Origin of the sequence: Shewanella phaeophyticola, from assembly GCF_025398315.1 — a bacterium.
Lineage (GTDB): Bacteria > Pseudomonadota > Gammaproteobacteria > Enterobacterales > Shewanellaceae > Shewanella > Shewanella phaeophyticola.
The window spans coordinates 3335526-3359756 of sequence record NZ_JAODOQ010000001.1 but is presented as its reverse complement, the minus strand read 5'-3'; the positions used below and the strand labels follow the sequence as shown (position 1 = coordinate 3359756).

At 40.4% G+C, this 24231-nt stretch carries 25 protein-coding genes and 1 pseudogene; 15 read left to right on the top strand and 11 right to left on the bottom strand.

Annotated elements, in window-relative coordinates; genetic code table 11:
• The first annotated feature begins 102 nt into the window (after positions 1-102).
• Positions 103-1071: an MFS transporter gene (locus N4T56_RS15570; protein ID WP_261733876.1), complete on the top strand. Its 969-nt coding sequence runs from the start codon at positions 103-105 to the stop codon at positions 1069-1071.
• Positions 1072-1204: 133 nt separating this feature from the next.
• Here N4T56_RS15570 and N4T56_RS15565 read toward each other — a convergent pair whose 3' ends face one another.
• The 3 genes from N4T56_RS15565 to N4T56_RS15555 all read right to left on the bottom strand — a co-directional run bounded on the left by N4T56_RS15565 (position 1205) and on the right by N4T56_RS15555 (position 2484).
• The gene (locus N4T56_RS15565) at positions 1205-1327 is read right to left on the bottom strand and encodes a hypothetical protein (protein WP_261733875.1); all 123 of its coding nucleotides are present in this window, start codon (positions 1325-1327) and stop codon (positions 1205-1207) included.
• Positions 1328-1451: 124 nt separating this feature from the next.
• Entirely contained in the window at positions 1452-2216 is a 765-nt protein-coding gene (locus N4T56_RS15560; RefSeq protein ID WP_261733874.1) for a helix-turn-helix transcriptional regulator, read from the bottom strand.
• 13 nt (positions 2217-2229) lie between these two features.
• Positions 2230-2484 carry a hypothetical protein gene (locus N4T56_RS15555; protein WP_261733873.1) on the bottom strand — a complete coding sequence of 85 codons (255 nt, stop codon included), beginning with the start codon at positions 2482-2484 and terminating at the stop codon, positions 2230-2232.
• A 144-nt stretch (positions 2485-2628) separates the two neighbouring features.
• On the opposite strand from N4T56_RS15555, the gene N4T56_RS15550 reads away from it, so the two are divergent.
• From N4T56_RS15550 to N4T56_RS15535, 4 genes are read left to right on the top strand one after another with little or no spacing between them, the layout of a single operon-like run.
• Entirely contained in the window at positions 2629-3504 is an 876-nt protein-coding gene (locus N4T56_RS15550; RefSeq protein ID WP_261733872.1) for a metal-dependent hydrolase, read from the top strand.
• Positions 3505-3531: 27 nt separating this feature from the next.
• Positions 3532-4005, top strand: a complete 474-nt coding sequence (locus N4T56_RS15545) for a hypothetical protein (RefSeq protein WP_261733871.1) — start codon at positions 3532-3534, stop codon at positions 4003-4005.
• A 17-nt stretch (positions 4006-4022) separates the two neighbouring features.
• Positions 4023-4199 carry a rubredoxin gene (locus N4T56_RS15540; protein ID WP_261733870.1) on the top strand — a complete coding sequence of 59 codons (177 nt, stop codon included), beginning with the start codon at positions 4023-4025 and terminating at the stop codon, positions 4197-4199.
• 55 nt (positions 4200-4254) lie between these two features.
• On the top strand, positions 4255-5430 hold the full coding sequence (locus N4T56_RS15535; protein ID WP_261733869.1) for an NAD(P)/FAD-dependent oxidoreductase: 1176 nt from the start codon (positions 4255-4257) through the stop codon (positions 5428-5430).
• Positions 5431-5513: 83 nt separating this feature from the next.
• On the opposite strand, the gene N4T56_RS15530 is transcribed toward N4T56_RS15535, so the two are convergent.
• Positions 5514-6707 carry a serine hydrolase domain-containing protein gene (locus tag N4T56_RS15530; protein WP_261733868.1) on the bottom strand — a complete coding sequence of 398 codons (1194 nt, stop codon included), beginning with the start codon at positions 6705-6707 and terminating at the stop codon, positions 5514-5516.
• A gap of 193 nt (positions 6708-6900) precedes the next feature.
• On the opposite strand from N4T56_RS15530, the gene N4T56_RS15525 reads away from it, so the two are divergent.
• Positions 6901-7149, top strand: a complete 249-nt coding sequence (locus N4T56_RS15525; RefSeq protein WP_261733867.1) for a DUF3297 family protein — start codon at positions 6901-6903, stop codon at positions 7147-7149.
• A gap of 226 nt (positions 7150-7375) precedes the next feature.
• A complete protein-coding gene (locus N4T56_RS15520; RefSeq protein WP_261734847.1) occupies positions 7376-8011 on the top strand; it encodes a LysE family translocator in 636 nt (211 codons plus the stop codon).
• A 61-nt stretch (positions 8012-8072) separates the two neighbouring features.
• Here the strand turns inward: N4T56_RS15520 and N4T56_RS15515 are convergent, their stop codons facing one another.
• Complete coding sequence (locus N4T56_RS15515; protein WP_261733866.1) at positions 8073-8696, bottom strand: protein-disulfide isomerase; 624 nt, start codon at positions 8694-8696, stop codon at positions 8073-8075.
• Here N4T56_RS15515 and N4T56_RS15510 point away from each other — a divergent pair.
• Positions 8695-8895: a hypothetical protein gene (locus tag N4T56_RS15510; RefSeq protein ID WP_261733865.1), complete on the top strand. Its 201-nt coding sequence runs from the start codon at positions 8695-8697 to the stop codon at positions 8893-8895. The two genes, N4T56_RS15515 and N4T56_RS15510, sit on opposite strands and share 2 nt — an antisense overlap.
• On the opposite strand, the gene nqrM is transcribed toward N4T56_RS15510, so the two are convergent.
• Positions 8886-9083: a (Na+)-NQR maturation NqrM gene (gene nqrM / locus N4T56_RS15505; RefSeq protein ID WP_261733864.1), complete on the bottom strand. Its 198-nt coding sequence runs from the start codon at positions 9081-9083 to the stop codon at positions 8886-8888. The genes N4T56_RS15510 and nqrM overlap by 10 nt on opposite strands.
• A gap of 147 nt (positions 9084-9230) precedes the next feature.
• On the opposite strand from nqrM, the gene N4T56_RS15500 reads away from it, so the two are divergent.
• The gene (locus N4T56_RS15500) at positions 9231-9728 is read left to right on the top strand and encodes a PaaI family thioesterase (protein ID WP_261733863.1); all 498 of its coding nucleotides are present in this window, start codon (positions 9231-9233) and stop codon (positions 9726-9728) included.
• 84 nt (positions 9729-9812) lie between these two features.
• Here N4T56_RS15500 and trmH read toward each other — a convergent pair whose 3' ends face one another.
• Positions 9813-10523: a tRNA (guanosine(18)-2'-O)-methyltransferase TrmH gene (gene trmH, locus N4T56_RS15495; RefSeq protein ID WP_261733862.1), complete on the bottom strand. Its 711-nt coding sequence runs from the start codon at positions 10521-10523 to the stop codon at positions 9813-9815.
• Positions 10524-10729: 206 nt separating this feature from the next.
• Between trmH and N4T56_RS15490 the strand changes: the two genes are divergently transcribed.
• From N4T56_RS15490 to N4T56_RS15465, 6 genes and pseudogenes are all read left to right on the top strand, one after another.
• The gene (locus tag N4T56_RS15490; RefSeq protein ID WP_261734846.1) at positions 10730-11116 is read left to right on the top strand and encodes a ribosome recycling factor family protein; all 387 of its coding nucleotides are present in this window, start codon (positions 10730-10732) and stop codon (positions 11114-11116) included.
• A gap of 296 nt (positions 11117-11412) precedes the next feature.
• Positions 11413-11622, top strand: coding sequence for a transcription antiterminator/RNA stability regulator CspE (gene cspE, locus N4T56_RS15485; protein ID WP_261733861.1), 210 nt, complete (start codon positions 11413-11415; stop codon positions 11620-11622).
• A gap of 973 nt (positions 11623-12595) precedes the next feature.
• The gene (locus tag N4T56_RS15480) at positions 12596-13612 is read left to right on the top strand and encodes a hypothetical protein (protein ID WP_261733860.1); all 1017 of its coding nucleotides are present in this window, start codon (positions 12596-12598) and stop codon (positions 13610-13612) included.
• Between the two features lie 195 nt (positions 13613-13807).
• A complete protein-coding gene (locus tag N4T56_RS15475) occupies positions 13808-14593 on the top strand; it encodes a pepsin/retropepsin-like aspartic protease family protein (RefSeq protein WP_261733859.1) in 786 nt (261 codons plus the stop codon).
• A 7-nt stretch (positions 14594-14600) separates the two neighbouring features.
• Positions 14601-14723 (top strand): hypothetical protein, encoded by a 123-nt coding sequence (locus N4T56_RS15470; RefSeq protein WP_261733858.1) that lies wholly within the window; start codon positions 14601-14603, stop codon positions 14721-14723.
• A gap of 267 nt (positions 14724-14990) precedes the next feature.
• Positions 14991-17178, top strand: a pseudogene (locus N4T56_RS15465) (OsmC domain/YcaO domain-containing protein).
• Between the two features lie 148 nt (positions 17179-17326).
• Here N4T56_RS15465 and N4T56_RS15460 read toward each other — a convergent pair.
• The 4 genes from N4T56_RS15460 to N4T56_RS15445 form a co-directional block, all read right to left on the bottom strand.
• Positions 17327-19813, bottom strand: a complete 2487-nt coding sequence (locus N4T56_RS15460) for a bifunctional diguanylate cyclase/phosphodiesterase (protein WP_261733857.1) — start codon at positions 19811-19813, stop codon at positions 17327-17329.
• Between the two features lie 928 nt (positions 19814-20741).
• The gene (locus tag N4T56_RS15455; RefSeq protein ID WP_261733856.1) at positions 20742-21668 is read right to left on the bottom strand and encodes a SphA family protein; all 927 of its coding nucleotides are present in this window, start codon (positions 21666-21668) and stop codon (positions 20742-20744) included.
• Positions 21669-21768: 100 nt separating this feature from the next.
• Positions 21769-22269 (bottom strand): cytochrome c3 family protein, encoded by a 501-nt coding sequence (locus tag N4T56_RS15450; RefSeq protein ID WP_261733855.1) that lies wholly within the window; start codon positions 22267-22269, stop codon positions 21769-21771.
• Positions 22270-22340: 71 nt separating this feature from the next.
• Positions 22341-24056: an FAD-dependent oxidoreductase gene (locus tag N4T56_RS15445; protein WP_261733854.1), complete on the bottom strand. Its 1716-nt coding sequence runs from the start codon at positions 24054-24056 to the stop codon at positions 22341-22343.
• Positions 24057-24231 lie beyond the last annotated feature (175 nt).

Genomic DNA, 24231 nt, shown 5'->3' with positions numbered 1-24231 from the left:
ATTCTGTTGCCACGACGGTCAGTTTTTATTTTGTGGGTATGGCGTTGAAGCCAGCTTATTGGTGATCCGCTTGCAGATCGCTTTGAAAAACGCAGCATTATTGTGGGTGGCTTGTTGCTCTATGCCTTGAGTTCGTGGGTTATTGCTTCTGCCAGTGACCTTAATGTGATTCAAATTTCGCGAATTTTTCAAGCTGTTGGTGGGGGATTTGCAGGTGTGTGTGTTGCGCCGTTAGTTAGGATGAGAGAGAGCGGAAATGCCGCAGCAAAACTGTTTGGCTTAATCGCACTTATTATGGTGCTCGCTCCGGCCATTGCCCCGAGTATTGGTGCGCTAATTCTGTTAACGGGCAAGTGGCAGAATATTTTCTATTTTACCGCGGGCTATGCAGTGTTTGTCGCGATCCTTGTGGCTAAGTCATTACCTCAATGCCCCACTAAAACTCAGCAAGCGAAAATCCCTGCGTATCGGCGTTATCTGTTAGTGATGAAAAACACCACAGCCATGCGCTACTTGTTGGTACAGGCGTGCGGCTATAGTGTCATGATGGTGTTTATCACTAATGCCTCATTTATTTACCAGGTTCAGTTTGGTTTGAGTGAACAAATATTCGGATTGGTGTTTGCCGCTAATACGGTGATGAACATATTGGTAAATAGAAGCAATTCAACATTACTTAACCGTAAGCCTACCCATACATTGTTGCGAGTGGCCATTTTGTGTCAGGCATTTTTTGTGTTGCTGTTACTCAGCTTTACTGTGTTTGACGCTTCGTTGTATCTGTTTGTATTTGGCATTATGGGAGCCGTAGGTATGCTTGGCGCTATTATGCCCAATGCTAATGCGTTGTACATGAGTCAGTTTACCGAAAATACCGGCTCAGCATCAGCATTGTTAGGGGCAGGGCAGTTTACCGGTGGCGCGTTAATGGGAGGGCTGACAACCCAAATTTATAACGGGACTTTATGGCCTGTGGTGTTAGTGATGTTGATGTTAGTTATCGCGGCCAATATTTTACTGCCAAAAGGTAAAAAGGAAGCTGCTTTAGATTGCGCCGAACATCGAGGCTGAGGTGTTTACTTAACAAAAGGTAAGTAAATCGCAGCTACATTCAATTGAGTTGGGTGATGCTGAGCTAACTTCCCTCAATGGCGGGCAAGTTAGCTCGTGAACGTGTGGGGGATTGCAGTGTAGTCGATGCTCTTTATTGTAATGACGCCACAATTTCTCGAAAGAATGCGATGGTTTCGTGTTTTGAATTTAACGCATCAAGAAAGCCTAAATCGGCGCTGTTTTTTACAATCACCACATTGTGTTGTTGGTTCACATAAATGTATTGCCCGTACACGCCAACACAAAAGAACTCGCCTTGCTGTGCTTGTGGCGGTAACCAAATTTATATTCATTGGGTACTCAGGTTTTGTTTGAACGCATCTACTTTTTCATCCAGATTAACTGTTTAGCTCCAAATTATTACGAAACTCAGCAGGCGTTTGTTGAAACCAACGCTTAAAAGCTTTACGGAAGGCAGCGGTATCTCCATAGCCCATCATCAAAGCAATCGTTTCGACGGATAGGTCTTGTTTTTTTAAATGACAAGCCGCAAGGTGAGACATCAATTTTTCAGTAATTTCCCGGTAACTCGTTTGCTCTTGTTGTAATCTTCTTGCTAGAGTTCTTTTCGACACAAAAAGTGCCTTTGCTACATCCGCTTCGTTCAATGAGCCTATTGGTGCTGAAAGCACAAAACTGCGAACTTGGTCTGCAGTAGAATGTTTAATCGCAGGTAGTTGTTGGACAAGCTGTTGGCATTGTAACAAAGCTAATGCATGTGAATTAGCATCCCCAGAGACATTTGCTGTGTTCATGAGCTTTAGCGGAATCGAAAATGAAGTTACATCACAGCTAAAAACATAGTCACAATGTAGGTAACGTGAATATTGAAGGGCGTAGTGGGGTTGTGCATGTTCAAAATGGACTACTCCTTCTGTAAACGCTCTGCCTATTATGGCTTCAACAATAGCTTGAATAATTAATGCGAAACACTCCTGTAATAATCGTGCGATATCAACGGATACTGTCGCTTTTAAGATTAATCGGCAAATTAAATTATTATTGTGATTTGTGATTTGAACTTCGGAGAAGGGCAGTCTAACGCTTAGATAGTCTGCAAATGCAGTCAATGCAGTTTGTAAATTAGGACTACTTAATACCAAGTAACCCAGAGGATCAGTGCACCGAAGGAAGTAACTGTCGCCCCAATTTAAGGCTCAAGTGGTCAAAACCACTAAAGCGAATAGCATTATCAATTATTTGAATTTGTTGCTTAACGGTAATGTAGGTCAAATCTCCTGGTAACAACACGTTACTCGATAACAAAGTGCCAGAGAGTAGTCGCTCCATCTGTCGCTCTTGGATGTTTAATGTTCTGGCAATAATTTGAGAGTAAGTACTCGGTAATCGTAAATCTTTATTTTCCATCATTATTGCTCTCAATTAATTTATTTGTATTTAATATAGCCCATATATGGCAATAAATAACTCCACCTTGGCAATAATTAACCCCAAACCCACGCAATAAACTTGGTAGGGTAAATGTTATTCACACACTCATGGGGGAGTAAGGGGATGAAACAAGTAAAAAAACAAACCACTAACACTAATAATTATATGGAAATTAGAAGATTACCCTTTGAGTTTTCATCAAATATCGATCCGCATTGGCATAAGCAGCGACCAGAATGGAGTCATATGGTTAACGGTGCATCACTTTCAATGCCTTTTTTAGAACCTTATTTAATTAAAACAATGCGCAAAGCAAATCAACTCATTGACTCAAAAAAACTTAATCAAGAGGTGAGTTTATATATCGGTCAGGAGGGGCAGCACTTTCAACAACATCGAAAATTTAATGATAGATTAATTGAATATGGCTACTCAGAGTTAGTCGATATTGAAAATGAAATGAAGCAAACCTTTGGGCATTTCGAAACCAATAGGTCATTAAAGTTTAATTTAGCCTATGCAGCGGGTTTTGAAACAATGGCATTAGGAATAGGCCATTGGTTAATAAAAGATAAAGACTATTTGTTTGGTGGTTCTGATACTAAAGTCGCTTCGTTGATATTGTGGCATTTTGTAGAAGAGATCGAACATAAATGTGTTGCTATAGATGCCTACAACCATTTATACGGGAATTATTTCTATCGTGTGTTTGGGATGATTTATGCCACAGCACATGTGATTAAATTAAGTCAAAAGTCATATAAAGTGATGTTAAAAAAAGATGGTCTTTGGCGTAATATGGAATCACGTTGGAGACTAATGAAAATGATTATTCGTTTTTATAAAAATATGATCCCTTCCTTTTTAGAAGCTTGCTTACCTAATCACCATCCTTCGAAAATTTCCGATCCAGAGTGGAGTCTCCAATGGATAAACCAATACAACTTGGATGGAAAAAAGTTGACGTTATTGAACACTGAAAACCTTAACGAATTTTAATTGTTTATCATTTAAAGAGATAAAATTATGGCTGATGAAATTTCTCGCTCTCAACGTTTGTTGATTGGGCATGGTGCCCTTGTGTTACTTGTTGGATTTATTGTAGGTTTTGGTTTTTTATTTTTCTTAATAGGCAGAGTTGAGCTGTGGCCATTTGGCGCAATTGAATATCAAATGCCCGGCACATACGATGCTTGGAGAATGGCTCATACAGAAGGGATTATGAATGGTTTTGCTTTATGGATTTTAGCGGCTATTTTGCCCGCATTACATAATTACATTCGCAAACTATATCGACTCTGTGTGGGGATGGTTATTGTGGCTTGGACAATCGTTGTTGCATCATGTTTAGACCCTATTTTACCAACTTCTAGAGGGTTGGCATACACACCAACATCTAGTTTAACTAATGACTTAGCATTTTTTCTTTTTTATATCGGAATAGCAATCGCATTTTGGGTTGTTATCACCATAGCCGTTAAGGCATTTAACGCTAAATAAAATAAGGAGATTTTAGTATGAGTAACAATGTATGGCAGTGTATTACTTGCGGTTTTATATATTCAGAAAATGAAGGATTACCAGAGGAGGGTATACCATCAGGCACGAAATGGTTAGATGTACCAGATGATTGGTGCTGCCCCGATTGTGGTATGGATAAGTCTGATTTTGAAATGCTACTTATCAATGAATAATAATGAATGATGCATTTTTAACTCCATATAAGTTAGATAATTAAGGGATCAACTTATGTCTTTGCCTTGTATTATCATCGGCGCAAGTCATGCCGCGGTACAACTCAGTTTTAATTTACGACAACAAGGTTGGCAACACGATATTATCATCATCGGTAATGAATCGCATATGCCATACCAGAAACCACCACTATCAAAATCAATTATGAGTCAGCAAAAATCATTGGAAGAAATTCTATTAAAAAAAGACGAATTTTATCAAGATGCCAACATTCGTCTGATGCTTAATACCAATGTGACGGAAATAGATCGTAGTACAAAAACCATAAAACTTGCTAATGGTGAGGTGCTTGCTTATTCCAAATTAGCTTTATGCACTGGAGCAATCGCTAATAAAATTTCACTGTCGGATAAACCATTACTAGGTGTTCATTATCTGCGTACTGCAGAGGATGCAGCTAAGATTCAAAATCAATTAACTCATGCTAAAAACGCCGTAATTATTGGCGGTGGTTTTATTGGCTTAGAGCTCGCAGCGGCATTTAACCAAAGGGGTGTTCACGTTACAATATTAGAAGCTCAGGAGAATATCTTACAGCGCGTTGTAACATCAGAAGTCGCGCAATTTATCAGTTCATTGCATCAGCAACATGGTGTGGAAATAAAAAATTGCTGCATCGCTAAGCGCTTGACAGGTGATTCGTATGTTAGTGCCGTTGTATGTGAGTCAGGAGAAAGTATTCCAGCAGATTTAATTATTATAGGCATTGGGATTACTCCAGTCACGACACTGGCAACAAAAGCAAATTTAGATGTAGATAATGGTATTTTGATTAATCAATTTGCGGTTACCAGTGACCCTAATATTGTTGCTGCTGGTGACTGTTGCAGTTATTTTCATTCCATATACCAACGAAACGTTCGAGTTGAGTCTATTCAAAATGCACTCGATCAAGCCAAATCTGCGGCCGCCAGCATCATGGGAAAAGAAATAGATTTTAGTCATAACATTCCTCGTTTTTGGTCAGACCAATATGATATTAAATTGCAAATGTGTGGGTTAATTGATGGGTACGATAATGTAGAAGTTATTAATCCTCAGGATTATGGTCAATTATCGGTGCTGTACCGAAAAGATAATAAATTAATTGCAGCCGTTATAATTAATAACCCTCTGATGATGAAACAAGCGATAAGCGCTATTGCCAATCAAGAGGCGTTTATTCATTAATATGGGTAATGTAATGATTAGCTTGGGATAAATGAGTCTCTGACAAATTGATGCCCAATTTATCTCATTAAGTTGTTTGTCTTCTACTCCAATGACGCGACGATTTCGCGGAAAAACGCGATGGTTTCGTGTTTTGAATTTAACGCATCAAGAAAGCCTAAATCGGCGCTGTTTTTTACAATCACCACATTGTGTTGTTGGTTCACATAAATGTATTGCCCGTAAACGCCAACACAAAAGAACTCGCCTTGCTGTGCTTGTGGCGGTAACCAAATTTGGTAGCCGTAACCTAACTTATCGGCTTGTGGTTTAAGGTATTCTGCTTCTGGCGTGGTGGCGGCTTTTATCCATTGTGCAGAGACGATTTGCTTGCCGTTAAACTCACCATTGTTAAGCAATAAACGGCCAAAGCGGGCATAGTCGCGAGTGGTAACATTTAAGCCACCTAAGGCAAACTCAGCACCTTGGGAATCGGTGAGCCAAAATGCATCGCTTTCCATGCCGATGGTATTCCACAGATTTTGTTGAATGAGTTCAACTAATGATTGTCCGCTTACACGCCTGAGGATCATGCTAATCACATGGGTGTCCATGCTGACATAATGAAAGGCTTCGCCTGGGGCTGATTCATTGATCAGTTCACTGGTCATTTGGTCTAACGAGCCACCAATGGCGAGGACACGGCTCATTTTATTAATGTCAGAAAAAAAGTCGTGGTAGTCTTCGTTCCACTTAACTCCTGATGACATTTGTAACACGTGTTTAATTTTGACATTGCCATAACCGGAGTTAGCAAGTTCTGGCAAATAAAAGCCGACGGTTTTTTCAATGTCTATGTTACCTGCATCAACTTGCATGCCAAACAAGATAGACACAAACGATTTGGCCATTGACCATGAAATACGTTTGTCGTCACTTTGGGTGCCTAAATAATATTGCTCAAAGGTTATTTGATCGTTTTTGATAACCAATAATGCCGTGGTGGCTCGGCGAGCTAAAAACGCCTCGCTATTGATGATTTTGTCTCGGTAGGTAAATGATGCGGGGAATGGTTTAGGCGCCTCTGAGAAGTTAAATGGCTTGCCTTGCGCAACGATTTTTTTGTTGAAAAACACATCCTTCATATGGGAGAAGTTATTCACAATTAATGCATCATCAAATAGGCTAATGACGCTGTATAAGCGGTTAGCGCTTTGCCAATTGAACGCCACAACAATGACGACGGTGGCGATAAGGGCTATGAATGAGCCTTTGATGAACTTTAACAAAGTCGACATGAACGTTTCCAAATAACTAGGTATTAACACTAACCTAAAGCTATCGTGACTATAAATCAAACAGTTAACGGGTATATCTTTGCTGCGGTATCGATGACATATTTAAGCGGCTCACATTTATGATTGCCGCTATTGAGCATCTTGCAGCGATTGCCTACAATGACGCACGTTTTATTAATTACAGTATATGACTATGAACGACACGACTGCTAAACCCGCCTTACCTGATCGCTTAAGCGTTAACCCACGCAGCAAGCACCATGTTGCCGAGATTTTTGAATTTGATATTGGCATTAAAGTAAATGGTAAAGAGCGCTTTGATGTTGAAGAATATTGCATCAGTGAAGGTTGGGTTAAAGTGCCTGCGGGTAAAGCATTAGACCGTCGTGGCCAACCGCTGACTATGACAGTTAAAGGTACGATTGAAGCGTTTTATAAGTAAGCGCTTTAGGTGTGAACAAACAAGGCTAGCCAGATGGGTTAGCCTTTTTTATTGTTTTGATTTATTTAGGTTTTGCTTGATGTTTGTTCGATAAGGTTTATCCGTAAACAATCCCTGCCAGTGTTATTCACCTTTAAAAGCCTAAGGGCTGCCATCATGACTTTCATTCATGTTCAATCGCTGTAAAATCCGCGCCGTGTTTTAGCGACTTATTTGCGAATGTATGATGATTGATTTGGCATTACTGCCTGTTTATTTAACGACTGTTGTGGCGTTACTGTTAATTCCTGGCTCTGATATGTTGCTGATTGCCAGTTCGAGTTTGAGTTATGGCCGCAAAGTGGGAGTGTATGCCAGTTTTGGTAATGCCACATCTGGGCTGATTTTAACTTTGCTTGCTGCTATGGGCGTGTCGGCGTTGGTGGCTATGAGCCCAATGGCATTGGAGTTACTGCGAGTTTTAGGTGGTGCTTACTTACTTAAAATGGCGTGGGATTGTATCCGCAGTGATTCGGTTGATGCGCCTGAAATTGCTGCGCAACATAACCTGGCTAGACTGTTGTATCGCCGTGCGGTAATGAGCAATTTACTGAACCCGAAAGCGCTGATTTTCTTCGTGTTGTTTTTACCGCAATTTGTGTCAACTCAATTGAGTGCCAGTTCTGGCGAGCAAATGTTAGCGTTAGGCTTATTGCTCAATGTGATGGGTTTAGCATTTAACTTATTGCTGGTGGCCTTGGTTGGCAGTTTAGGAAAACCATTATTAAACAGCGAAAAATTTCGTGCTTATCAAAATAAATTTATGGGGTTGGTGTTTTTTGCCTTAGCGATTTGGATATTGGCCTCGCAAGTACAAAGTTAAATGTTGAGGCGAGCAAAACATATAAACCACGGCTAATTACCGTGGTTTTTTTGTTTTGAGCTTAATGCTTTTTAGGTTGCTGTATTGCGACTATCTCTTGCTCTACTGCGGCTACAACACCTTGTGGGTTGTTTAGATATTGAGAGTGATCAATAAAGATCGCGTTGTCGTTCACTGTCATCACTAATACCGGAAAGCTCGTTGTGCCAAGCATTTGTTGAATTTCGGCAATGGCTTCTAATATGTTTTCTGCATCGACACTCAGCTCATCTTTAAACACTTTATTGCTTGGCGATAGCTTTAACTTTTCAACGATGGCAGTAAAGTCATGTTTAGTGTTCAGTGGATTACCGTCAATAAAGTGAGCCATTTGCAACGCATTGAGCAGTGGCAATTGTTTGTTGACTTGTTTGTCTTGCATCCAGGCCATTAAGTTTGCCGACTTAATTGAGTTTTTAGGGCTATTGGCATAACGAATATGCTCACGGCCAAATTTAACGCCACTGGCTTTTGCTGCAGCTTGCATTTGCTCTTCGCCGGCGCTGTCTTTACCGATGTAATGTGCACTGTGTAGCAAATGTATTGTCATGTCTGGATAGGCTTGCTGCAATGCGTTGACTAATGGCGTGGTGGCGTAGCTCCAGGGACAGTGCGAGTCGAAGATAAAATAAAGCTCAGTGGTCATGGTGTTGATTCTTGTTAGCGATCGATGGGTCGATCCTAATGAGTTTAATGGCAATATTCAATCATTGTCGCTGTGCTGTTTTAATGGTCTGTTTGGTGCCACATTAGTTGAATGCGAGGCCATTATTGTTAAGTCACAATCAAAGGTATTACTTTTGGTTGCAGCATACGTGATCCCTAATGTTCATCATTATTTCTGAGTGGGCTCTTGTATTTGGTATAGGGTTTTATGCTCATCGCAGGTGACTTCACAATCACAGCTTTTTTCTATCCCTACATTCGCAAGCCCTGCACAGCTTCCTTGAATGGGTTTTCGCCCTAAAAATACACCTAATGCCATCACTGCAAAAAATATTAAAAACACCATAAAAGTCATTAAAAATTGCATGCTGGTTACCTTTGTTGTTGCAATGATTGGCTTAAACATCACGTTTTAGCACGCATCAAGTTACTCAAATTGATATTGATGTGGTATTCTAAAATAATTAATAGCATATGCCAATAACGGTTTTGTATTTTTATTTTGTGGGGTTTTATGAGTCAGCAGCATCAATCTGAAAAAGCGATATTAATTGAAAGCTTAAGCTTGGTTTCTCCTGATACATCAGCCGATGATTTATGCGAAGTCCTCAAACCATCGAGTCATCAGAGTTGCATGTTGTGTGGCACGCAGAATTTATTAGGGCTTCATTTGCAATTTTTTAGTACGGCAGACCAACAGGTATGGGCGCGCACCAAAGGGTCGATTCATCAACAGGGTTACCAAGGGATTTTACACGGCGGGTATTTATCGGCGTTACTCGATAGTGGTATGTGTCAGGCACTTTTTCAGCAAAACATAGAAGCGGTAACTGCCGATATGAATATCCGTTACTTACATGAAGTGCCGATAAATAGCGGTATTTTAATTAAAGGTAAGGTTACCTCTTCTCGTTACCCTCTATACAAAGTGGAGGGTGAGTTATATGTTGCTGGCAAATTGGTGGTTAAAAGCAGTGCACGTTTTATGGCGAAGGGGTTTGGTAAAAAATAAAGTCGTTGCATACAGTACTCTAACGATTGATGCCTGGCATTGCTTGAGGATATGCAGAGCACTGCCAGACTGTAGGTATTCTATTTAGGTTATTGGCTCTGTGAGAGCAAGTGGATCAGGGGCGCGCATTCTGTCCCACCAATCTTTGTCGGCAACAATTTGGCCTTGCTCATCAATCGCTGGGTAGGGAATTTGCTTACGACGGCAAGCTTTGGCATAAACCGGATGGCCTTGTTCAAACAGCATTTTTTGGCAGTAGGCGTAGTCTAGTTTGCGGGTACCGTACATATTGGCTTGTTCGCGTTGGCGCTGGGCTTCATACATCACTAAGGCCGAAGCCACAGAGACATTGAGTGATTGCACCATACCGCGCATAGGGATAATAATGTGTTGATCAGCAGCTGCAATGGCTTCATCACTCACGCCATCACGCTCATTACCCATGACAATTACAGTGGGGCGAGTGTAGTCTATGTCACGAAAATCAACTGCGGTGTCTGAAAAAGTGGTCGTCAGTATTTGCATGTTTTGCGCTTTAAAAGCTTGATGCGCCTCTGCAAAAGTATAGTGCTTTACCGTGCTAACCCATTGTTGGCTGCCAGAGGCGGTATTGCCCGATACGCGCATTTCAATGTCAGGCCACACTGCATGAATTTGATGAATACCGACACAATCAGCCGAACGAATCACCGCGGCAATATTATTGGTCATATGCACTTTATCGAGACATACAGTCAGATCGACTTGGCGGTTATCAAGCATTTGGTTTATGCGGGCAAAACGTTCTGGGCTCATGGCGTAACTCGTTGTATTTGTTCAATCACACTTAGGCTGTGCATTATGTTGAGCGGCATTATAACGCATAAATAGGCTTACATTGGCAATGATATGGGTATGGGTATATATAACGCTCGGCCTGTGGCAAGCTTGATGGTAACAAGACGTTTGTTTTTTTATGGTGTCAGGTGTTTGCGACAGCAGGAGGGGAGTAATTGAGTGACATAGCCAATGAGATTACAATTAATTTACCCTCGTTAATTCATCGTATCGGTGGCGAAAAAACCAAACAAGCTAAAGCAATAGCGGTGCAATATGACTGTGAGCTTAAGCGAGTGCGTCGCTCCCGTCATTGGGTACTTGTTGGCAACGCGCTACGTGTTCAAGCGTTTGTGGCAGGTTTACAAGCTCTGGGTGATGAGGGCTTTCGTTATCTGGTGAGTAAAGTCTCTACTACATTGTTAGCACATGCTGATAAATTAGAGTCGTTAGACGCTAAGCTACATCGATTAATCATTCAAAACCCTGGAGTGACATTAGCTGAATTAATGCAGTTAACCGAATGTACGCTTGTCGAGGCGAGATTGGCACGCTTTAATGCTGATTTATAAGGTCTTGTCGATAATCTGTTGCGGCCGTTAAATCTGGCATAAGCACATAATAATTTAATACATTGGCTTGGTTTAAAAGAAAACCTTTACAATATTCAAAACTCATGTAACATCAGCCTCGCTCTGACATTCAGAGTTATTAATGAACATCAAGTAAAAGAAAAGCCTTAGAATCTTCGTTATCGTTGTTATCCTCTGTGTTTCCCTTAGCTTCATCGTGCCATTCAATAATTCAAGATTGAGCGCATCGCATTTTCGCGACAGATTGATTAATTTAATTATATAAGGGACATAACATGTCTAAAACTACTGGTTTAGTAAAATGGTTCAACGAAGATAAAGGTTTTGGTTTTATCACTCCTGATAACGGCGGCGCTGACGTGTTCGTTCACTTCCGTTCAATCGCTTCAGAAGGTTTCAAGACTTTAGCTGAAGGCCAAAAAGTATCTTTCGAAGTTGAGCAAGGCCAAAAAGGCACTCAAGCTGCTAACGTAGTAGCTGAGTAACTCTTACTTTGTAAGATAGCGCAAATAGTCTAGCGACTGTTTGCGCTTTTTTTTGCCTTTCATTTACCTATTACCTCTCGTTTGTTTATCCTTTACTGCGTTTAATCTTAGCTGTTTTGTGTTATTGCTTACCCCACCTCATTTTCGCACTTATCCGTACGACTGTTTTATCTTCTTTTTACTCTGTGAATATCATACTCATCAGCACAAGAATGTGATCATTCTTACTGGTTAACATCGCTTATAACTTCGTTAGAAATTTTGAAGTTAGAACAACTCGCTAGCTGCAATTTCTGATCACTTATTTATCCTGATTGGTATCACGCTTTTGTTTTTAACTAATACCATTTCCATTAATTATGTGACCAATCAGAGTCACTCAGACTGTTCAGTTTGAGGCGCATTGTTGAAAGAATGGTTATTCCCTTTTAAGGCAATGCAACAAAGAAATGGACAGTCTGAGCGTCTCCTGCAAGGCGGGTTTCTGTGCCTTCTATGCTGCTTAATAGTATTTTGACGTACGACTGCATGGATGCAGGAGGTAGAGCAACGCAGGAGCAGTTGCCGAGAGCAACTATGCCTACAATCCTATTACTTGCCTAGAAGACACAGAACTCCCGCTGAATGACCAGATAATTGCTGGAATTGGTATAACTGTAATATATAGATTTATTTTTATATTGGTTTGTGAAAGGTGCCGATTTGAGTTTTTGAGCCGGTTGTTGAACTGAATCCGCCAATGTTCTCAAATTAATACTATAACAACTATTTTATTTAACATAGTGGCTTATTCTATTGATTCTTATCTTGTTAAATGTTCATTTGTAAAAATTATCAATCGAGCTATATATGCTTTATGTCACATTTTTATGTGAGTTTTACCGTGTTTTTATCGATTTACGGGTGACATTCTATTTTGGATCCGTTATTACTATTTTTGCACTTATAAACAAATGACATTTAAGGGAAAAACATGAGTCCATGGTTTACTAATGTTCAGCTTGGTTTTGATATGGCGACAAGTCTTACGATTGTTGGCGCGGCAATTACTTGGGTGATACGTGAAAAGAAGCAAGCAGAAGCAGAAAAAGCACGTGGAATTAACCAACAAGTACGTTCGACCAGTCTAAAAAAAGTGCAAGATGTACTGTTTGAGATGGAAGATAAGTTTTCTGTGTTGATTAATGAAACTCAAGCATATGAAAATATGATTGATAACCGAGTGCGTAAAGTTAATGACCAATTAGACTTTACCCGTTTAAATGCGGCACTTAAGCGAGACGAGAACTTTTTAGTAAAAGCCATCGACCGTTTACAAGCCATTCGTTTAGAACTAGGTCAATTTTATGAGCTCATTCAGGTTAGACGGTATAGCTTAATTCCGTTGCTTGATGCGATTGAAGAGGGCGATAAGTACATTGGTGTGTTCCAGCGTAACATTGATGAAGTGGGCGATGCTTACAATCAAATGACATCAGGTAATGTGTCACTACTTAAAGAGTTACAAGCGGTTGTCACCCTACTTAACAATGAATTTGGTGATGAGCTAATTGATATCTCTGATGACGATAAGAAAGCGCTGTTTCAGAAGATTTCGAGTGACGAAAAATTCATGAAACCTATTCAGTCGATCATTTATGATGAAGATTATTTTTACTGGGTGCAACGATTTGTCCCAGCAGGCAAAGAAGAAGACTACTTAGAAAAAGTCGTTAGGCCGAGTACAATTGAAGATAAAGATTTGTGCTCTGAAGTGATGATTCACTTTATTTTGGCATTGATTGGTAAAAACCATGAATTGCTTTCTCAAGTACTCAGAACAGCGTCAGGTTCGGTAATGAAAGCGCGAATCGAGTGTAAGGATATTTTGATTGCCTTGAGTGCGATTTCGCATAAATTGGTGATGGATAACAACAACGATACGCTAGAAAAAGTGATTGAAAAATATGAGGCTGAAGAATACTTCGGCAGAAATATTACCATTCGTTAGAAAGAGATTTACTTTACCTACAAATTGGGGGAGTCATCCCCCTGATTGTCCTGGGTGAAAACACCCTATCAAAATCTATCTTTATCTTAATAATAAAGATATCAATGATGATCTTCATTTATCTAAGTTATTGACTTTTGTTTATTTTGTTAATAAATTGTTGAGCTGTTTTTTGTGCAAGATTAAGGAAAATCGATGCGTTCAACAATACTGCAATTACTGACATTCGTGGTCGTTACCATTGCTTCTTTTAACTCTTTTGCCGTTACTAATTGGGTTAATTTTGAAGTGATCAATGGTCACATCAACCTTCCTGTGACGATTAATGGCGTTGAAGGAAAGGCGATACTCGACAGTGGGTCTCAGGTTAATGCAATCAATATCAGCTTCATTAATAAAAATAAGTTTGAATTTGCCAAGGGAAGCAAGGTTGATATTAAAGGTGTTTATGGCACTGAAACTCGCCAACTTTATAACAATGTGAATGTTAAATTATTTGGAGCCGAACTTGAGCTAGATGAGCTCGTTGGTCTACGTTTAGGTCATCATGAGGTGCAGTTATTATTGGGGGCGGGTTTACTTGAAAAATTTATTTTTCAAATTGATTATCCTAACAATCGTTTGAGATTATTTGAGCGAGACTCAATCGATTTAGCAAAGCTTAAGAATATTGAGATGCAGATCGACCGAGGAACTGGTCAACCAATTGTTAAAGTAGAATTAAATGGTGAAAAGAACGCCTGGCTTATTCTTGATACGGGTAATAACAGTGGTTTGTTTTTAAAGCGGACATTGGCTACAGGTTCTAATTGGTTAAGTTTATATGGTTCACAATCGAGTACAGGCTACGGTGTTAATAACATTGCCAGCATCGATAACTTTCGCTTACCTGAAGTGAAGTTTGGTCCATTTACTATTGAAAATGTCCAATCTAGCGTGCCTGCCGATGGCCAAAGTGAGTTTATATCGAGTACAGGATAGAAGTGGCTTGTCGCGCATTAAGGGTAAAAATATTAAAGGTCTAGTGGGTTATGATATCCTTAAACACTTTGTGTTAACCATAGACTACAAGTCTGGTCATATGCATGTCGGGCTCCCTGAAGAGTCATGATTTGCCGCGAGTCATAACAAAGGGTCACGATAAGTGGCCTTTTTATTTTTCATCTCAATATGTCCCATCATGTGATGACAACCTAGGCCGTTGAGATGTTTCGTGAACAGGCATTCTCTAAACAGATCTACCTACAGATTATTTACAATTAAGCTAATTGCGCACTTTTAGGCAATTAACCCAAGACTATTGCGGCAAAAACACCGATAATTCCCCCTAATTTAGACAAGCTGGCCGTTTGGCTGTGCACGACTGTGGACATATTCAATGGAAATCAAAGTAAATTTTCTCGACAATTTGAGACTCGAAGCCAAATTTGACGACTTTACCGTTACGGCAGACCAACCTATTCGATACAAAGGTGATGGTTCTGCCCCAAGTCCTTTTGATTATTTTTTAGCCTCGTCTGCATTGTGTGCGGCTTACTTTATCAAGGTGTACTGTAAGGCCCGTGATATCTCAACTGAGCACATCAGGCTGTCACAAAACAATATTGTTGATCCTGAAGATCGCTATAACCAAATTTTTCAAATTCAGGTTGAGTTGCCAGATGATATTTCGGATAAAGACCGTGAAGGTATTTTACGCTCTATTGACCGTTGTACCGTTAAAAAAGTGGTGCAAACTGGCCCAGAATTTAAAATCGAAACCGTTGAAAACCTAGACTCTGACGCCAATGCGATGTTGATGGGGCAACCCGATGGTGACAGCAATACCTTTATTTTAGGTAAAGACTTACCGCTTGAACAAACCATTCAAAACATGACTGGGTTATTAGCCGATCTTGGGATGAAGATTGAGATTTCATCGTGGCGCAATATTGTGCCTAACGTATGGTCTTTACATATTCGTGACGCCGCATCGCCTATGTGTTTCACTAACGGCAAAGGTGCCACTAAAGAAAGCGCTTTATGTTCTGCTTTAGGCGAGTTTATTGAGCGTTTAAACAATAACTTCTTTTATAATGATCAATTCTTTGGTGAAGAAATCGCTAATAGCGAATTTGTGCATTACCCAAATGAGAAATGGTTTGCGCTTGAAGACGATGACGCGCTGCCAACAGGCTTACTTGATGAATATTGCCTAGATATTTATAACCCAGATGAAGAGTTATGCGGCTCGCACTTAATTGACACTAACTCTGGCAATAAAGCACGCGGCATTTGTGCGATTCCATACACTCGCCAGTCAGATGGTGAAACGGTTTACTTCCCGTCTAACTTGATTGAAAACTTGTTTTTAAGTAATGGCATGAGTGCGGGTAACAACTTACAAGAAGCTCATGTTCAGTGTTTGTCTGAGATTTTTGAACGTGCAGTAAAACGTCAAATTATTGAGCAAGAAATTGTGCTGCCAGACGTGCCAATGGCAGTGTTAGAGAAGTACCCCAGTATTTTGGCTGGTATTAAAGGCTTAGAAGAACAGGGCTTCCCTGTTGTGGTTAAAGACGCTTCATTAGGCGGGCAGTTCCCGGTGATGTGCGTTACCTTAATGAACCCGCGTACTGGTGGTGTATTTGCCTCTTTTGGTGCACACCCAAGCTTTGAAGTGGCATTAGAGCGTAGCTTAACTGAGCTGTTACAAGGCCGCAGTTTCGAAGGCTTAAATGATGTGCCAAAGCCGACGTTTAATAGCATGGCGGTGACTGAGCCTGAAAACTTTGTAGAGCACTTTATTGATTCAACTGGGGTTATCTCCTGGCGTTTCTTTAGTAGCAAATTTGATTATGAATTCTGTGAATGGGATTTTAGTGGCACTAACGAGCAAGAAGCTAAGGCGCTGTTTGGTATTTTAGAAGACATGAGCCGCGAAGTGTACATTGCTGAGTTTACTGATTTAGGTGCATCAGCATGTCGTATTTTAGTACCTGATTACTCTGAAGTGTACCCAGTGGACGATTTGATTTGGGATAACACCAACAAATCACTCAACTACCGTGAAGATATTTTAAATCTGCATTCGTTAAGCACAAAAGCCCTGTCTAAGTTGGTAAACCGTTTAGAAGAAAGCCAATTAGATAATCAAACCGATATCCCAACTTTGATTGGCATTGTGTTTGATGAAAACACCGTTTGAGAGCCAGTTAACCATTATCGAGTTAAAGATTTTGATTTATTTGGCACTAGGTGAGCACGAAGACGCGCTTGAATTGGTTGAAGAGTTTTTGCAGTTTAACGACAATACGGTACAACGCCGTTTGTTTTATCAAGCTGTCAATGCTGTGCTTGAAGTGACCCTCGATGAAGAGTTAGAACTTGAGCATTTTATCGGTAACTTTACTCGCATGTTTGGAAAAGAGGTCATGGACAACGTAGTGGGCTCGGTTAACGGTACGGTACGTTTTTATGGTCTGACTAAAACCAGCATTAAGCTTGAAGGTATTGAGCCTCACTTACGCTTGATTGAAAGTTATAAAAAGCTGCACCAGGCGCGCAAAATTAACGCGGCTAAGTAGCGCTAATTGAGTCACAAATTTAAGCCCTAATTTTTAGGGCTTTTTTATTGCGCTTAGATTGGCCTTCGGGTTATTTAATGACCTTGTTGATAGCCAATTAGCAGGAAAAAGCGTGGTAGGTGGCGTTATTCACTGTGGTTTTAACTGATTAAGATTGAGTTTTAGGCAATTTTTTTTGCAGTTGAGCTAAGGTTAAAGGTTTATCAAAGTAGAAGCCTTGGATTAAATGACAACCAAGAGATTGCAGCAAAATGAGTTGCTCTTTTCTTTCTACACCTTCTGCAACAGTGATCATTTTGTATGCATCGCTTATTGCTAAAATAGACTTAACTAGAGTTTTACTTTGCTCATTCACGGTAATGTTATTGATAAAACAGCTGTCTATTTTTAATTCATCGAAGGGCAACATATTTAAATAGCTTAATGATGAAAATCCGGTGCCAAAGTCATCGAGTGAGATACAAAAATTGCGTTTTTTCAGCTCAGTTAAAATGTTATATGTTTTCCCTAATTCATTTAGCATGACATTTTCGGTTATTTCTAAGGTGATTCTGCAACGTTGTATGCCTATTTCATCGGTAATCTGAGTCATTGATTCGATAAAATCAGCTGACATAAGCTGATTGGGCGAAATGTTAATTGACACCTTAATTGCATTTGGCCCATTAGGAGAAATGCTTAGTATGTCTTTGCAGGCCTGAGTAAATACAAATAAGCCTATTGGTTTAATGAGCCCTATTTCTTCAGCGATACCGATAAAGTCAGTCGGCGAAATGGTGCCCAGGGTTGGATGTCCCCACCTGGCGAGTGCTTCAACTGCGACTATTTTCTCAGTTGTGGCATCTATTTGTGGCTGGTAAAGCACAAATATTTGCTGATTGCTGAGCGCGTCTTTTAACTTGTTTTCGAGTAAATATTTGTATTGCAGCTCTTCATTTAACTGATGATGATAAAAAGTCGTACTCCCTTTTAGTTCAGTTTTAGACTTATAGAGCACTATATCTGCTTTATGAATAAGGCCTTCAGCATGATGGTCATCAGCTGGGTACATGCTGGCGCCAATGCTACATTGGGTCTTTATTTCGTGCCCATGGATGATAAATTTATCTTCAAATAATTGCTGTATTTTTTCGATTTTTAAATAAGCTTCATTAATATGGTTAAGTTGTGGGAAGCAAAATACAAATTCGTCACCTCCAAAGCGTGACACTGTGTCGTTTAAGTCAAACGCATGCTTAAACCTTTGGGCAATAGATTTTAATAATTCGTCGCCTGCGCTATGACCATTACAGTCATTCACTCTTTTAAAGTCATCAAGATCAATAAACACAACGGCAAGGAGTTGATTGTGTAGTTTTGCAGATTTAATGCCTTCATTTATTTTTTCCATCAATAAAGAGCGATTTGCCAAGCCTGTTAATGCGTCGTGCAATGCACTGTAGTGCAGTTTTTTCTTTGAGTTTTCCAGTGCATTAATGTTCTGTTCAATACGTTGCTGAAAGCGATTAAAGCGACGGGTAATTAAGCTACTGACTATAAGCGACACACCCACCATAAAAAGAGTTGAAAACACACTTAATGATATGATGTTGAATAGTTTTTTTTGATTAAGTGCTTGCGCTTCTTGTTGTTTTATTTCGATGTATCTATTGACATGGCTAGCATTAAAATACGATCCAATGACCCAATCCCAACCTTCAATTTTTCTGAGATAGCCTATTTCTGTTTTGCTGTTATTGGTTGTGTTAGCCGTTTGTTTGTTTAATGCCATGAAGCTGCCTTGTGTGATAGCTTCTGAGGCGATTTTTTGCGTTAACGCAGCGTTGGATTGGGTTAACAATGCCAGATTATGTTGTTTGTTCCCATTGGCGAGTATGTTGCCTTGAGTGTCGATGATAAATAAGCTTTGGTTTTCAGTGTGTTCAAAATCAATAACCGATTTTAGCAATGATTCTTTTAGATCGTTTTCAATATCGGCAATATATTCTCCCGTGCCAATAAACCAGTCATAGGGGGCGAAATGCTTGCCGAATCCAATTTTTTGATATTCTTTTTGTATAGGTTCTCCCGGTTTTTGGTACCACCAATCGTAGAACGCTTCTCCATTTTGTTGTTTTATTAAGGCTATGTGCTCTCTTAGGATGTATGCTCCGCGAAGATCTTGAGCATCCCAGGCTGAGTCGCCTTCAAGATAGGGTTTGAGCCCATGCAGTATGTTAACCCCATCCATTTGAAAGATAAAAAAGTAACCTCGTCCTTGATAAAACCTAATGGGTCGCAGTGCATCTGTGATTAACTTTGTGACCGTTGTTTGGGGTTTGTTTTGGTTGTTGTTATAGATATTCATTGCTATTGCGTGTGCTTCATTCACGCGTTGTTGAGACAAGGTTTTTAGCTCATCGATAACCCCTCTTTTTTTATACAAAATATAGTCGTATGCCTTGTCGGTAGACTGTTTTATGGTGTTTTTATTATTTTCGATAATGTCGTCACGAAGGGATTGGATACTTGCATTGGCTTTGTCTTGATTGTCTTTAATGATAATGACATTGACTGTAATAGCGAAAAATCCGACGACAATACTTGGGGTGTATTTTATGAGGTTAACCAATTTTTTATCATTGAGTATCATCATGAAAACTTAGCAATTCCTTTTAACGTATAAAAAAACAATCCGATAGAGATAACATTTTAGTTATTTAAAACAGTATAGATGTAACCGGTAAGTGTAGCTGGTTATTTTTTGCACGATGCGAATTGTGTTTTTATGGCTAACCTAGCTTTGTTTTGGCTGAATTTGCTTGAGGTTGAAACGGGCTTTGGTTGATGTATGAAGTGAGAGTCAGTCTTGTTTATTACTGTGATGGTTATTGAATGCTACTTTGACTTTTATCGCTTTAATACCAATTCCACTAATTATCTGGTCATTCAGCGGGAATTCTGTGCCTTCTAGGCAAGTAATAGGATTGTAGGCATAGTTGCTCTCGGCAACTGCTCCTGCGTTGCTCTACCTCCTGCATCCATGCAGTCGTACGTCAAAATACTATTAAGCAGCATAGAAGGCACAGAAACCCGCCTTGCAGGAGACGCTCAGACAGTCCATTTCTTTGTTGCATTGCCTTAGAAGGGAATAACCATTATTTCAACAATGCGCCTCAAACTGAACAGTCTGAGCGACTCTGATTGGTCACATAATTAATGGAAATGGTATAAGAAGCCAATTGCTGGGTATGTTTCCCCAATAAGCTTTATGGGGATTAACTAGAGGCTATTGAGGTGTATGTGTTTTATTACCAGAGTATAAAAGCGGCACCTAACGCGTAAAATTAACGCTGGATAGTGAAAGGGGTTAGTTGGTGTCAGTTAAAATCAAACCCACCATAGTGATGATGGGTTTGATTCTTTTAACCTTGTTGATTCAGTAACGGCTTTGGATATAAATGCATATCAAACCGCGCTTTGCACCCACAACAAGGTCACGTTCAAGTTTGAAAATGAGATATTGAATGTAGGTAGTCTCAATGTCATTTATTCATATCTTCATCAAATTTGAGGTTAATCAGTTAAAACGATTTGGTGACGGTCAATGTAATACTGTCGCCTTCAGCGGTATTTTCAGCATCGAACTCACTTAAGTAACGTAAATCTGCTTGTAATAACCAAGGCAGATACATGACGTTGATTTCAGCACCAATACCATAAACTTGCTTACGTTCGCTGGCTAAAGTACCTACTCCGTCTTTGCTATCGTCACTGATTTGCCAAGACGCGGCATAGTTGATGCCGAGCCGCACGATCCATTGGCCATCGAACATCATGTTTTTACCAATACCGCCTTCCACCATAAATTCTGAACCAGGGCGGATGCCTGTGTCATCTTGATGACCGTGCCATAAGGTACGGGTTAATGCGCTAAAGCTCCAGCTGCGGTCTTCATCAAAATAGTATGTTCCGCCAGCGGTAATCAAACCAGACCAGTACCCCAGCCCGACAGACTCTGGTTTATCGGAAGAATAATCTCCCGTCGGTGCCACCGCTGCAATGGCAAGTAAACCATCAAATTGCTTGTTATACCAGAACAGGGCTAATGGTTCGAGGATCATGTCGCCGACTTCAAAGTCAGATGCATTATCAAATGATCCGGTAATTGAAATGTCTTTTTTTACCACTGGTACAATAATATTGTAAGTCAGATTAGCGCCTAGTAATTTATAGTCGGTTACTTTGACAAACCGGTGTGCTTGAGCAAAAACGCTAAGATCAAAATCTACAGGTACATCATTACCCTTGTTATCTTTTAAGGTATCGGCTTCATAAAATGTGTTGTACAGACGATAATGTGTGCCAGGCGGTGGAGGCGTACCTGCTTCAACACCTTCTGTACCGATTGAATAGTGAGATCCAGAAATTGCAGACAATGCACTACCACTGAATGTTAATGCGCAAGCTAAAGCGATTGTTGATGCTGTTCGAGTTAATTTTGTGTTCATAATATTGTTCTCCTACGCAGTAGGCACGGCTTAAGTGATTACAGCGCATAAAGGTTAGTTAAATACCAACTCATTTTTTGGTGATTAAGCTTTTGTATTTTTATCCATTATTTTTTAGCTCCCACCCCTCAGGCATACGTTTGTCCCATTCGCCCATATGACATTCGGCACAAACAACGGTAGAAGGTTGGTGAGATTTATGGCATTGATAACATTCAGGATCTAGATGAGATTCATGAGGGTTAATTCCCCACTCTTCTTCTAGATTTTTGGTTCTTTCAGCAAGTGCTTCATAATCTTCGTGGCAACGTAAGCAGAAATCATTTTCAAACTCTCTGGTATACATTGGGTCATCATATTCGCCGTTTGCGTAAGCGTCGGCTTCCATTTTGCGCGTTTCGTCATCTTGTTCATGACAATCAGTACAAGTGACGCCATTGGCGATATGTTTTGATGAAAGTAAGTTAGCGTTGCTGATCCCATCCTCGTAAGGCTTGATAATGTGGCAACCTTGCGCACAGGATTCATCGGCGTGTGCCGACATAGACAGTAGTAACCAAAAAGGCAGTACCACTTTGGTGAGTAGAGTGAGTTTTTTCACGAATACAACCTTAAACTCAATACGTTACCCAGCACTGTTGGACTGCTGAGTAACGTATAGGTGAGTTAGACTTAGATTTCGATAGCAGGTAAAAGTTTATCTACGTCACCGCCAGCGGCTAAAATACCCGCCATACGACCGTAGGTAAGGCAGCGACCATGGCCAATGCCAGGACACAAGGTTGGATAGTCATTAGAGAAGAAGTCGCCTTGAGCGGCACCTACAACATACAGACCAGGGATGGAGTTGTTGTTTTTGTCTTTAACGAGCAGGCTAGAGTCGGTGCCCAAACCACCACACACAGTGAGGAGTGTACTGTAAAGTTTACCGGCATAGAATGGCGCTTTAAGAATTGGGGTGAGCAACTCTTTACGCTTGCCAAAATCCGTGTCATTTTGTTGCTGATAAAGTTCATTGTAACGGGCAATGGTTTTCTCAAGCTCTGCGACGGGAACTTCCATTTTTTGGGCAAGTTCAGCAACAGAGTTGGCTACCACAACCTTACCATCTTTGATGTGTGCTTCTTGAGTCATTTGCTCAATTTCTTTGTTCCATCCTTTGCCCCATGGTTGCCACATTTGGCCGTAAAATAGACCACCAGCTAGATTGCCATCAACCTGCGCTTTAACTTGATCAGCCCAATCTTTATCGTAAACGATCCATGCTACGCCATCAGGTTGTAGCTCTTTTGTACAACTCTTAGATTGAGTGTTCACGTCTTCATTTTTAAAACGCTTACCGTTGGTATTTACGTGTAGGAAACCGTAACTGGCAGCCCCCGCTTCAAGGTGGATGACAGCCCCATGTGGTTCATGTTGTTGCATCACTGCGCCAGCTTGTAATGCTTGGGTGATGCCCTCGCCAGTATTACACTTATTGGGGAAATAGATTTGTGCATCCGCTTTTAAAGAAAATGGAGAGTAACGCTGTAACATTTCAGTGTTTGAAGCGTAATCGCCTGTCGCGATAATCACATTTTTGGCATTGAACTGGGTGTAATTACCTCGCTTACCTGCAATGACGCCCATCGCATTGCCTTCAGCATCACGAAGAATTTGAACCGACGGTGTTTTGTAATTAATATTGACGCCATTAGCAACTGCTTCTTTTGCTAAAACAGGTACAATTGTAGCGTTACCGATACCGTTTGATTGGCCGTAAACATAAGATAAATCGGCATCTTTTTCGTGGAAGAAATGAGTTACTGGGTATTCTGTATAATCAGGACCTTTATAATAGCCTTCCCACATGGTGACTTCTAAACCATGCTTTCTTCCAATGTCAGTCGCCCAATCCATTGCTGAACCACTACGACTGAAAAACTCTTTGATTAATGTCTCATCAACACGGCCAAGGTTCCATGCAACAATTTCTCGGAGGATTTGACGAGCATCATTATTGATCCCCATGGCCTGTTGAACTTTACTGTTTACGGCTGTGATATGACCACCGCGGAAAGCTGGCACTTTGTTTTTTTCAATGATTTCGACTTTCGCACCTAATTGAGCGGCAGAAAGTGCAGCTGAAAGACCTGAAAGACCAGCACCAATAACAACGATGTCTGTATCAACAACATTTTTGATATGACGTTTAGCAATGGGTTCTGCTGGTTCTTCCCAGCTCCATTTATGCTCATCTTTCACATTTTTCCCAATCGACATGCTACTTGCCATTGCTGCGCCAGGAACTGTGGAACCGACAACGGCTACCGCACTTGCTACTGCTGTGCCTTTTAAAAAACCACGGCGAGATTCATTGGTCAGTTCAGTTTTGTCTTCAAATTTCATTGCAACATTCTCCATTTTTGTTGGCGGCCGAATTAAGTGGCCTTAACCCAATATCGCAAAGAGCGTGCCAAAAAAAACAGGCGATTATTTTTGAACCCCGTCTCAAATAAGACAATTTTATGAAGCCGTAATTATCACTTTGGTAGTAGTGTTATCAAAGTGATAATAAATTTGG

Bases quoted from the DNA above. Each gene is read 5' to 3' on its own strand.
- N4T56_RS15480 (WP_261733860.1), top strand. From the start codon at position 12,596: ATGAGTCCATGGTTTACTAATGTTCAGCTTGGTTTTGATATGGCGACA.
- N4T56_RS15510 (WP_261733865.1), top strand. From the start codon at position 8,695: ATGGTGTTGATTCTTGTTAGCGATCGATGGGTCGATCCTAATGAGTTT.
- N4T56_RS15525 (WP_261733867.1), top strand. From the start codon at position 6,901: ATGAACGACACGACTGCTAAACCCGCCTTACCTGATCGCTTAAGCGTT.
- N4T56_RS15445 (WP_261733854.1), bottom strand. From the start codon at position 24,056: ATGAAATTTGAAGACAAAACTGAACTGACCAATGAATCTCGCCGTGGT.
- N4T56_RS15500 (WP_261733863.1), top strand. From the start codon at position 9,231: ATGAGTCAGCAGCATCAATCTGAAAAAGCGATATTAATTGAAAGCTTA.
- N4T56_RS15545 (WP_261733871.1), top strand. From the start codon at position 3,532: ATGGCTGATGAAATTTCTCGCTCTCAACGTTTGTTGATTGGGCATGGT.
- N4T56_RS15475 (WP_261733859.1), top strand. From the start codon at position 13,808: ATGCGTTCAACAATACTGCAATTACTGACATTCGTGGTCGTTACCATT.
- N4T56_RS15515 (WP_261733866.1), bottom strand. From the start codon at position 8,696: ATGACCACTGAGCTTTATTTTATCTTCGACTCGCACTGTCCCTGGAGC.
- N4T56_RS15535 (WP_261733869.1), top strand. From the start codon at position 4,255: ATGTCTTTGCCTTGTATTATCATCGGCGCAAGTCATGCCGCGGTACAA.
- nqrM (WP_261733864.1), bottom strand. From the start codon at position 9,083: ATGCAATTTTTAATGACTTTTATGGTGTTTTTAATATTTTTTGCAGTG.
- cspE (WP_261733861.1), top strand. From the start codon at position 11,413: ATGTCTAAAACTACTGGTTTAGTAAAATGGTTCAACGAAGATAAAGGT.
- N4T56_RS15520 (WP_261734847.1), top strand. From the start codon at position 7,376: ATGATTGATTTGGCATTACTGCCTGTTTATTTAACGACTGTTGTGGCG.
- N4T56_RS15540 (WP_261733870.1), top strand. From the start codon at position 4,023: ATGAGTAACAATGTATGGCAGTGTATTACTTGCGGTTTTATATATTCA.
- N4T56_RS15455 (WP_261733856.1), bottom strand. From the start codon at position 21,668: ATGAACACAAAATTAACTCGAACAGCATCAACAATCGCTTTAGCTTGC.
- N4T56_RS15460 (WP_261733857.1), bottom strand. From the start codon at position 19,813: ATGATGATACTCAATGATAAAAAATTGGTTAACCTCATAAAATACACC.
- trmH (WP_261733862.1), bottom strand. From the start codon at position 10,523: ATGAGCCCAGAACGTTTTGCCCGCATAAACCAAATGCTTGATAACCGC.
- N4T56_RS15555 (WP_261733873.1), bottom strand. From the start codon at position 2,484: ATGATGGAAAATAAAGATTTACGATTACCGAGTACTTACTCTCAAATT.
- N4T56_RS15550 (WP_261733872.1), top strand. From the start codon at position 2,629: ATGAAACAAGTAAAAAAACAAACCACTAACACTAATAATTATATGGAA.
- N4T56_RS15530 (WP_261733868.1), bottom strand. From the start codon at position 6,707: ATGTCGACTTTGTTAAAGTTCATCAAAGGCTCATTCATAGCCCTTATC.